Origin of the sequence: Streptococcus mitis (assembly GCF_005844455.1) — a bacterium.
GTDB classification, from domain to species: domain Bacteria; phylum Bacillota; class Bacilli; order Lactobacillales; family Streptococcaceae; genus Streptococcus; species Streptococcus mitis_BF.
Window position 1 is genome coordinate 44,108 of sequence record NZ_SPGF01000007.1, and the last position, 10,172, is coordinate 54,279.

The following is a 10,172-nucleotide window of genomic DNA, read 5'->3' on the forward strand; positions in this document are numbered from 1 at the left end:
TCATTTTTTAGAGGTTAAGCTCCAACTTTTCTCTATCAATTCTAGCACCTCTTCATCTGAAAACGTATCATCAAAAGCCACACTAATCCAGTATCGTTTGTTCATATGAAAGGCTGGATAAATGCCCTTTTGTGAAAGCAACTCCGCTACTTGGTCGTGTTTGAGATTAACTGCTTCGACTAGCCCTTCTCTGCCCTTTTCAAGTTTATCCCAAGAGATTTTCATCAAAACAGCATACCACTTTTGATTGCCTTCATGTCTTAACACTGCCGTATCAGGCGATTTCTCCCACAGATACTCCAACTGGTTTCCATACTTTTCCTGAACCTGAGCCATAATACGCTTAGTCTGAGGACAGATATAATCCTGCACATCAAAACAGGCCTTCCGAATCTGGTAGAGAATCTCCAAACAAGCCTCACGGACACTTCCTACAAAACTTCCTCTCATACTTTCCATATGGACTTGAGGATATAGGTCGCCCGTTTCCTGATCAAAGACATGAAAATTCACATTATCAGCAGTGATGGACACAACCATGACAAAGTCACCTTGCAAAATCTGGCAACTATAAGTCCAAACTCCACTACTTTCTAAAAAACCATAGGCACGAGCCTTTTCTTGATTAAACTGATAGGATTTAAAAATTTCAAACATAAGTGAAAACTGCTACCAAAAGCTAGCAGTTCCTTTCTATTTTTTAAAAGACAACCTTGGTTCCATGCAATTGTGTTACACCCAGCTGGTCGATAAAGGTTTGACGGTTGTCAAGGTCAATCCCCCCACCTGGTAGAATTTCAATTTTACCTTTAGCATGTTCCAAAATTCTGTGATAGTGAGCAAAACGTTTCTCTAGCGAATCGCCAGACACACCAGCACGAGTTAAGATACGAGTTACTCCAGCTTGGCTGAGCCAGTCAATAGCCTCCAACTGGTCTTCATCACTCAATTCATCAAAGGCCATGTGGAAGACAATTTCCATCCCTTTTGATGCAGCAATTAACTTCTCCAGATTAGCTTTATCCAACTTCTTCTCAACAGTTAAAACCCCAAATACAACCCCTTGACTTCCAGCCTGTGCAGTCAATCGAATATCTTCTAGCATGATAGCAATTTCCATATCATTATAGACAAAGTCGCCACCACGGGGACGAATCATGGTCATAATGGTCGTATCGTAGTTGGTTGCCAATTCAACTGCTACCTTGGTCACTCCATAGCTGGGTGTTGTCCCACCAACTGCTAGATTGTCACAAAGTTCAATCCTTCGAGCTCCAGCCTGCATCGCTTTTTCAAGCAAGGTCACATTTTCAGCACAAAATTCGTAAATCATTTGATTCTCCTTGAAGATTACTTTAAATTTATTATATCATATCATTGTGAATATGCTTTCATTTTTATCAAGGGAAATAGTTACAAATTTTACTTATTCTTTGTCTGGAATGACCTTGAAGAGATAATAAGTGATAAAGATCGTCAAAGCTCCCAGACCGATTTTGACTGGTAATAGTGGGGCAAAATAAATGGAAATTCCCATCAAGATATAGATAGATACAATGATTTTTTTCTTACGTTCACGCGCAATAGACTTAGTCTCGCGAAAATCAGCCACATATGCTTGATAGAGCTTGGTATGATACAACCAATCTTCGAAACGCTTGGAACTTCTGGAGAAACAAGCAATAGACAACAAAAGGAAAGGCGTTGTAGGTAATAAGGGTAAAACAACCCCAACAATAGCCAAGGCCAGTGATAAAAAACCAATAATAAGATAAATAATACGCATAACTTCTCCTAGTTAATACTCTTCGAAAATCTCTTCAAACCACGTCAGCTTACATCTGCAACCTCAAAACAGTGTTTTGAGCAACCTGCGGCTAGTTTCCTAGTTTGCTCTTTGATTTTCATTGAGTATAAATTAATCTTCTTCTAGTTTCGCATACAATGATGAATTTTGTCAAGCTCCAACCAAAAAGAGCCTGAAATTCACTTTCAGGACTCTCCTCTTATTTAATCTTTTCTTCTTCGTAGTCGCCTTTACTACAAATAATCTGCTTGCCACCACCACGGACTTTTTTCTCCATGAGGAAGTTACCACATTTTGGACAGTCGCGACCAACAGGCTTGTCCCAAGAGGTAAATTCACATTCTGGATAGCGATTGCAGCCATAGAAAAGACGATTGCGTTTGGTTTTACGCTCAATGATTTGTCCCTGATGACAATTTGGACACTCAACACCAATCTCTTTCACGATTGCTTGGGTATGACGGCAATCTGGGAAATTGCTACAAGCGTAGAACTTACCAAAACGACCAAGTTTAATAACCATTGGACTACCACACACTTCACAGTCAAATCCAGCTGGTTCATCCTTGATTTGGATTTTCTCCATTTCTTCTTCAGCCTTGGCCACTTCTTTAGAGAATGGTTTGTAAAAGTCGTCAATAACACGTTGCCACTGCTCTTTCCCAACTTCGACATCATCCAGTTTACCTTCCATTTCAGCTGTGAAGGTCACGTTTACGATATCTGGGAAATATTCAACGATGAGCTTGTTGACAATTTCACCCAACTCTGTCGGTTCAAAGCGTTTGGCTGCCAGGCGAACATAGTAACGTTTCTGAATGGTTTCAATGGTTGGGGCGTAGGTTGACGGACGTCCAACCCCATTTTCCTCCAAGATCTTGATCAGTGTCGCTTCAGAATAGCGAGCAGGCGGTTGTGTGAAATGTTGCTCGGGTTTGCTATTGACTTGCTTGACCACATCTCCAACAGCCATGTCCGGTAACATCTTATTCTTGTCAGAATCATTATAAATGGCAAGATAACCATCAAACTTAACCTGACTACCATTGGCAGCAAATTGGACCCCGTTTTGAGACAATTTAACAGCCATGGTATCAAAGACAGCAGCTGTCATCTGGCTCGCCACAAAACGATTCCAGATAAGGGTATAAAGCTTAAGCTGATCCTTGTCCAGATACTTAGCAATACTTTCCGGTGTATTAAAGACGCTAGACGGACGAATAGCCTCGTGGGCATCCTGAGCTCCTGATGCATTTTTGACCTTGCTACCATGCTTAGAATACTTGCTACCAAAACGGTCCGTAATGAAACTTGCTGCTTCGTTCTGCGCTACTGGACTGATACGAGTCGAATCGGTACGCATATAGGTAATCAAACCTTGAACACCAGAACCGATATTAATTCCTTCATAGAGCTGTTGGGCAACCATCATGGTCTTTCGAGTACGGAAATTGATTTTATTAGCCGCATCCATCTGCATGGATGAAGTGGTATAGGGTAATGGAGCATTACGTTTGCGCTCTTTCTTATCCACCTGATCCACTGAAAAGTCTTTACTAGTCAGACGAGACAAGACTTCCTTAACCTCGTCATTGCTAGTCAGTTTTAGCTTTTTACCATCGACTCCATAGAAAGCAGCCTGGAATTGCTTGGTTCCCTTTTTAAAGACAGCATCAATTGTCCAATATTCTTCTGGCTGGAAGGCGTTGATTTCATTCTCACGATCAATGATGAGTTTAAGGGCAATGGACTGTACGCGCCCTGCTGATAAGCCCTTCTTGACCTTCTTCCACAAAATTGGCGAAATCGAATACCCAACCAAGCGGTCCAAGACACGACGAGCCTGTTGGGCATCAACCAAGTCCATATCAATCTTTCGTGGTTCTTTAAAAGCATTTTTGACCGCATCCTTGGTGATTTCATTAAAGACCACACGGTTGGCATCATTTTCATCCAAGTTGAGAATATGGGCCAAATGCCAAGAAATCGCTTCTCCTTCACGGTCCGGGTCACTCGCGAGAAAAACTTTATTAGCTTTTTTAGCTTCTTTTTTCAAGTCATTGATGAGAGGACCTTTTCCTCGGATATTGATGTATTGCGGTTCATAATTATTTTCAATATCGACGGACATACTGGATTTCTTCAAATCACGGATATGCCCGACACTGGCTAAAACCTTGTAGTTCCTGCCTAGATATTTCTCAATCGTTTTCGCCTTAGCAGGCGACTCCACGATGACTAGATTTTTTTTAACTGTTGATTTTTTCTTTTTTGTTGCCGTAGCCACAGTATCACACCTTTTCAAAGTAATAAACTTTATAAAGTGTAAACCATTTTGCCATCACTGTCAAGACTTAGCACCTATATATAGAAGAAAAGTTTGTCTAGTAAGCGAAATTTCGTCTTAAAATTCAAATTCTGCAAGCACATCTTGCCCGCTGGTGACCAATTTTGCTCCTTCCTGAATCAAATGATGGCAACCGTCTGATAGTCCATCTAAAATGCTACCTGGAATAGCAAAAACATCGCGGCCTTCTTCCATTGCCCGCTCACAGGTAATGAGACTACCTGAGCGCATCTTGGCCTCTGCTACAATCACGCCACGGCAAAGTCCAGCAATGATGCGATTACGGGCAGGAAAATGAAATTTCAGAGGTTGTTCGCCAGGTCCATATTCACTAAGAACCAGATGGTCATTTCCGATGTAGTCTTGCAAGCGTTTATTGGCTTTAGGATAAAACACATCTATACCTGTTCCAATCACTGCAATGGTTTTTCCACCATTCTGCAGTGCCGCCATATGAGCTGCTGTGTCAATTCCTTTGGCTAATCCACTGACAATAACCAGTGCATTTTCCAAGCCTTGAATGACTTTTTCAACTGACTTAGCTCCCTGTTTGCTACAAGCGCGACTACCCACAACCGCTACCTTAGGAAATTTTAAGATGTCAAGATTTCCTTTGTAAAATAAAAGTACAGGTGCATCGTATATTTCACTTAAATCCCAAGGGTAACAGTCATCTAAAATAGAGAAAGATGGAAATTTTTGAAATTCTTTCTCCAAATGCGCATCGTCTATCTGAAAATAACGTTCCATAAAAACAGCTGGATTTCGGCAACCTGATATATCTGCAATATCACCCAACAAAAGTTCTTGATCAACACTTTCACCGTATTCTAGCACTTTCAAAATCTGTTGATTGCTCAAACCTGATTTTTTTAACTTATAGATTTCATAGTTTGTGATTTTCATAAATAGCTCCATTCCTTTTTCTACTCATCTATCTATTCGTAAAAAAATCAAAAAACATCCGACTATTTCAGCCAGATGTTGGAATTTTTAATTTTCGTTTTTAAGAATTTCTTCTAATTTATGATAGTCTTGGACACTATCGATTTCATAGATGCTATTACCTTCTAATTCTTCAACATACACATCTAATTCTTTGATATTATCCTTAACCATGTTGTCCCAGTAGAGATCTACAAATTCACCACTTGCATATGCTTTGTCAATAAAGCCAACAATCTTCTCAGCAGTTGGAGCATCCCAGAATGAAACCCCACTCAAAATGCGACCTGCTTTGCTGTCAACAATAATGTCTTGGACCTTGTAGTCATCACCGTAAACCAAGAACCACTCGTTCGTACAGTCTTCACGATAAACGCTAAAATAGGTAGAACGTTTAAGATCGTTTCGAAACATATTTTTGAAAAGATAGTTATCTGCATCGATGACGTAGCTGTTAGCCAAATCTTCTTTTACTAGATAAAGTGAGTAAAAGTTATTGTAATCAGCATACTTGTCGTTAAAGACTAAACGGACACCATATTTTTCTTTTAGGTAGTCAAATTGTTCTTTGAGGTAACCGACAACGATGATAATCTCATCAATTCCTCTCTCTTTCAAAAACTCGATTTGGTATTCTACCAAGGGTTTTTGATTAACCTTAACCAAAGCTTTTGGGGTATTTTCGGTCATAGGGCGCAGACGAGTTCCTAATCCCGCTGCCAAAATAATCGCTTTCACATGAATCTCCTTTATTCTTTAATAATAATATAAACACCAGCCATAACAATAAGTGAAGTGATAATTGTCAGCATATCTAGCGGTGCACCTAAGAAAACAGCTGCAAATAGGACAGTCCAAACTACATAGCTCACATTCAAACCTGTTGCTTTCGCAGGTTGCAAACGATTAATAGCGATATAATAAGCTAAGTAGGAAATCATATCAAAGGCCGCAAAGACAATCAAGAGACCGAATAATTGCCCATTTGCCACTTCTGCAAATGAATGGTGAGAAAAGAGCACAATCACAAGATAGGATAAGAATGAAGTTACTTGACGGATTAGTAAGGCTTCAATTTCACTTAATTCACTTTCCATAGCATAGGAGCTGAGAACACTTTCGCTCCCCCAGGCAATGGCACAGATAAGGGCACAAAGAATCCCAATGTAAAACGAGTTAACTTGTTCAACCTTGTAGGTTTGAGCAATAATCGCTGCAATAATCAAAAAAACACCGAATACTGTATTCTTTGAAACCTTGTGTTTCAAAATGAAGAAGGCGAGCAAAACTGAAATTGCTGGGTAAATAGCCGATACAGATGAAGCTAGAGAACTACCGATATATTTAACCGCATAAAGATTGGCCTGCATACCAATTGGTCCTGCTAGCAAAGCACCGATAATTACACTTACATTTCGAATATTTAAGAAAATCGAGAGGCGAACTTTTCCTTCTTTTACCAAAAGAAAAGCTAACAAGATAAAGATACTCAAGAAATCATGAGCCGCAGCTACCACAAAAGGTGAAAGATTGGTAAAAATTGAAAAGATATAAGCACTAATTGTTAGACCTAATCCCCAGAAGATACCAGAGAGCAGACCAAAAGAAACACCATTTTTATTCTTCATCCTAACCTCCATAATAAGTCAAACCTTCGACAGCTCTTTGGTAACGATTGACACCGTAATCTCCAAAATCAGCTCCTTGAGCTTCTTTGTACACTGTCCACAAACTCCAGATAGTATCTTGCAAGATTTTATAGATACGAATCTTCTCACGTGATACAGGCGTTTTATCACTTTCATAGTAGGAAAGGAAATCATCTTCCTCTTGCTTTGTAAATTCAGACTCTAAGAAAAGAGCTGCCAAATCCCACATCGGATCATTCATAGAAGAGTATTCCCAGTCAATCAAATACAATCGACCTTGAGGTGACTCGATAAAGTTTTCTGGTACCAAATCGATATGACAGGATTTTCTATCAACACCCAAATCAGCCAGTCTTTTCTCGAGTGAAAATACATCTTTTCTTACAGCTTCATAGTTTTCATAAGGGACAGCTCCTTCAATTAAGGATTCATATTTTCTGATTTCCTCAAAAGGAGCAAACTCTCCTCTCAATTTTTTCCCTGAAGCGTGGATGGTTTGTAAAATTGGTGCAATCTTTTCAAACTTGGACTTGATAGATGTCGAATCAAGAGTTACTGCTGATTCGATATACTCATTAACTTTGATACCAGCTTCAATATCAAAAAGATAATTTTTTACATCTAAATCTAAATCTTTTAGTAGGTCAAGATTGTACTTTTCATCTTGACGATTGATCAGTTTTTCTGTCCCTTTACCAAAAAATTTAACAATGTATTGCTTATTTGTCGTTTTGGCCAAATAGTTTTGATTGGTCATTCCCCCCAGTTGTTCAACACTGAGGACTTTCTCTTCTTCACTAAGTAGGGAAGAAATTTTTTCTTTAATAATTTTCTCCACAATTAACCTCCAGTACTTATACTTCCCACTTAAACACGGTTTTAAAGGCTGTGTTTAAATCGGTTGCAAAGACACGGTGAATATCTTTAATTTCTCTTACAGGTTCTTCTAGATAAAGGATATTTTTAAGACGATTGGCAAATTTCTTGACTTCCATCATTTGGATTGCATTTTCAAAATCAATGCGACCAGAACGAGAGGAACCAACCAAGAGCAGGCCTTTTTCTAAGGCATCGCGTGTATTGATGTTGACTTTATACTCACTAACTCCCATCATAAGAATCGTTTCCTGAGGACGAATATAGCGAATCAAATCATTAATAGCTGGTCCAGTACCATCTCCACCGCAACACTCAAAAGCATGGTCAAAGGCCAAATCTTCAGGAATATTATCAGTTATATAGCATTCTTTGGCAAATGAGAAGAGTTCCAATTTTTCCCAATGACGACCAATAACCACAATCTCTGCTTCTGGCAAAGTATAGTTGATAATATTGGCAACCACAAATGCTAAACTTCCATCTCCGATAACGGCAATTCGGTCCCGCTTGCTATGAGCAAGATGCAGGAATCGATCCATAGCATGCATACCGACACTCACAAACTCTGTAATGGCTGCAACCGTGTCCTCAATGTCATTATAAGACACAACACGATCTTTGGGAAGAGAAACAAATTCTCGCATAAAGCCATCATAACCACTAGATAGGAAGTAGGTCCCAGTCATGTAGTTCTCGTAGAACTCCTTGTCACTCTGCATAGGCGGTTGATTGGGAATCATAACTACCTTTTGACCGACTTCATAAGTACCAGTTGAATCGGAAATAACAGTTCCACAAGACTCGTGAATCATCGCCATAGGAAGCTTTTTAGCCAATATCTTTGGATCGCGTTTTCCTTGGTAGTAACGCTGATCCGCATGACAAACAGCCATGTAGTTGGGACGGATAAGGATATGATTTTCTTGGTCAATAGCCTCTTCCTGGTATTTGACATTGATAAACTTAGGCTTAGTTAGTTGATAAATTTGATCAATCATTTTACTAGTCTTTCTCAATCATACTTTTTGTAATCTTCAAATCGGTCACTGTTGTGATCTTCAGATTTGAGTATTCACCCTTGGCCAAGGCTACATCTTTTCCTTTAATGACAAAGATTTTACACGCATCTGTTAAGATTTCTTTCTCTTCAGCAGAGAGAGAGCCGTAAAGGTCCATGAAGTCCTTGCAACGGAATGTTTGAGGTGTTTGTCCTTGATAAAGGTGAGCACGATTTGGAATATCTGTAATAAATTGACCATTGGTGCTTTCAACGATAGTATCAACCGCTTCTACTACTGTGTCCACTGCGTCATGATCTTGACAAAGTTTGATATTATCTTGAATCATGCGAAGTGTAATAAATGGACGAACAGAATCGTGGGTAACAACGATATCCTCTGGAGTAAGCGGAAGATAAGCATCAATGGCTTCAATGATTTTCTCAATACTTGTATTGCGGTCAGCACCACCCTTTGTAATGATGATACGTTCCTTATGAAGAGGAAGATATTTATCTACAAGATCTTCTGCATGAGAAACCCAGTCTCCATGAACCCCAACTACAATTTTTTCAATACTTGGTTCCAAGACAAATTTTTCAATTGTACAGTAGATTGAAATAAGATGTGAACAAATTGATTAGGAAAGTCAAATTAATGTATAGAAATATTTTAGCAACCATGGCGTACTATTCTAGATTCAATCTACTATATGAATCAAAATAGGTCGATCACCTAGCTCTAAAAATTGTTTTGGCAAGTTACTGATTCCCATGCGTGTGCCAGTTCCACCGGCAAGAATTCCTGCATAAATCATCTATTTTCTCCTTTGTCTTACTAAAAAACTTATTCTCTCTATTATACCACAATCTAGCCCTATCATGAAAGAAATACTAGACCTCCCTTTCTAGAATAGGAGGATTAAGCAGTTCTATTATTCAAAGAAACTAGCCCATTTCTAGTAATAATCAGGAATTCTGTAGTCATTACTAATAAATGGCTGTGAAATTTTAGAGTTCTTCAGAATAATATAGTTTCCTTAAAGAAAACTTAAAATTAAGCTTTGAAACTTCAAAGTGATTACTTGACTTATACTCAATGAAAATCAAAAAGCAAACTCGGAAGCTAGCCGTAAGCTGTACTTGAGTACGGTAAGGCGACGCTGACGTGGTTTGACTTTGATTTTCGAATAGTATTACTGTCCCTCATTTCTTATTAGCTAACTTTATGATATAATGAAAAACGAGGTAAATTGAATGAAAAGTATAAAATTAAATGCTCTATCTTATATTGAACTGCACCCCAAAAGTTAGATTTTTTCTGTCTAACTTTTGGGGTGCAGTTCAATATTCTACGTTTTTAATTTAGCTCTATAATATTACTATGGATATTATAGAACCTATTTTGTTGTAGAAAAAAAGTTCCATATGACCTATAATGAAAAGCGACTAAACAACTCATTAGAAAGATTCATATGGAACAATTACATTTTATCACAAAATTACTAGACATTAAAGACCCAAATATCCAAATTATGGATGTCATTA

The 10,172-nt window shown here is 38.6% G+C and carries 9 protein-coding genes and 2 pseudogenes; all 11 read right to left on the minus strand.

Going from position 1 to position 10,172, the window contains the following annotated elements:
- Positions 1-657: an MmcQ/YjbR family DNA-binding protein gene (locus FGQ53_RS02590; protein WP_138335530.1), complete on the minus strand. Its 657-nt coding sequence runs from the start codon at positions 655-657 to the stop codon at positions 1-3.
- 43 nt (positions 658-700) lie between these two features.
- The gene (locus tag FGQ53_RS02595) at positions 701-1,333 is read right to left on the minus strand and encodes a copper homeostasis protein CutC (protein ID WP_138335532.1); all 633 of its coding nucleotides are present in this window, start codon (positions 1,331-1,333) and stop codon (positions 701-703) included.
- Positions 1,334-1,426: 93 nt separating this feature from the next.
- Entirely contained in the window at positions 1,427-1,786 is a 360-nt protein-coding gene (locus FGQ53_RS02600; protein WP_001220352.1) for a YbaN family protein, read from the minus strand.
- Positions 1,787-2,006: 220 nt separating this feature from the next.
- Entirely contained in the window at positions 2,007-4,094 is a 2,088-nt protein-coding gene (gene topA, locus FGQ53_RS02610; protein ID WP_138335534.1) for a type I DNA topoisomerase, read from the minus strand.
- 117 nt (positions 4,095-4,211) lie between these two features.
- Positions 4,212-5,060: a DNA-processing protein DprA gene (gene dprA / locus FGQ53_RS02615; RefSeq protein WP_138335535.1), complete on the minus strand. Its 849-nt coding sequence runs from the start codon at positions 5,058-5,060 to the stop codon at positions 4,212-4,214.
- Positions 5,061-5,147: 87 nt separating this feature from the next.
- Positions 5,148-5,837 carry a sugar phosphate nucleotidyltransferase gene (locus FGQ53_RS02620; RefSeq protein WP_138335537.1) on the minus strand — a complete coding sequence of 230 codons (690 nt, stop codon included), beginning with the start codon at positions 5,835-5,837 and terminating at the stop codon, positions 5,148-5,150.
- Positions 5,838-5,848: 11 nt separating this feature from the next.
- Positions 5,849-6,727, minus strand: coding sequence for a DMT family transporter (locus tag FGQ53_RS02625; protein ID WP_138335539.1), 879 nt, complete (start codon positions 6,725-6,727; stop codon positions 5,849-5,851).
- A 1-nt stretch (position 6,728) separates the two neighbouring features.
- On the minus strand, positions 6,729-7,586 hold the full coding sequence (locus FGQ53_RS02630) for a phosphotransferase (protein ID WP_138335541.1): 858 nt from the start codon (positions 7,584-7,586) through the stop codon (positions 6,729-6,731).
- A gap of 16 nt (positions 7,587-7,602) precedes the next feature.
- A complete protein-coding gene (locus FGQ53_RS02635; RefSeq protein ID WP_138335543.1) occupies positions 7,603-8,625 on the minus strand; it encodes a ribitol-5-phosphate dehydrogenase in 1,023 nt (340 codons plus the stop codon).
- Positions 8,626-8,629: 4 nt separating this feature from the next.
- Positions 8,630-9,232 (minus strand): annotated as a pseudogene (locus FGQ53_RS02640) (D-ribitol-5-phosphate cytidylyltransferase); the annotation flags it as partial.
- Positions 9,233-9,337: 105 nt separating this feature from the next.
- Positions 9,338-9,442 (minus strand): annotated as a pseudogene (locus tag FGQ53_RS02645) (2-C-methyl-D-erythritol 4-phosphate cytidylyltransferase); the annotation flags it as partial.
- Positions 9,443-10,172 lie beyond the last annotated feature (730 nt).

Bases quoted from the DNA above. Each gene is read 5' to 3' on its own strand.
- FGQ53_RS02590 (WP_138335530.1), bottom strand. From the start codon at position 657: ATGTTTGAAATTTTTAAATCCTATCAGTTTAATCAAGAAAAGGCTCGT.
- FGQ53_RS02595 (WP_138335532.1), bottom strand. From the start codon at position 1,333: ATGATTTACGAATTTTGTGCTGAAAATGTGACCTTGCTTGAAAAAGCG.
- FGQ53_RS02600 (WP_001220352.1), bottom strand. From the start codon at position 1,786: ATGCGTATTATTTATCTTATTATTGGTTTTTTATCACTGGCCTTGGCT.
- dprA (WP_138335535.1), bottom strand. From the start codon at position 5,060: ATGAAAATCACAAACTATGAAATCTATAAGTTAAAAAAATCAGGTTTG.
- FGQ53_RS02625 (WP_138335539.1), bottom strand. From the start codon at position 6,727: ATGAAGAATAAAAATGGTGTTTCTTTTGGTCTGCTCTCTGGTATCTTC.
- FGQ53_RS02635 (WP_138335543.1), bottom strand. From the start codon at position 8,625: ATGATTGATCAAATTTATCAACTAACTAAGCCTAAGTTTATCAATGTC.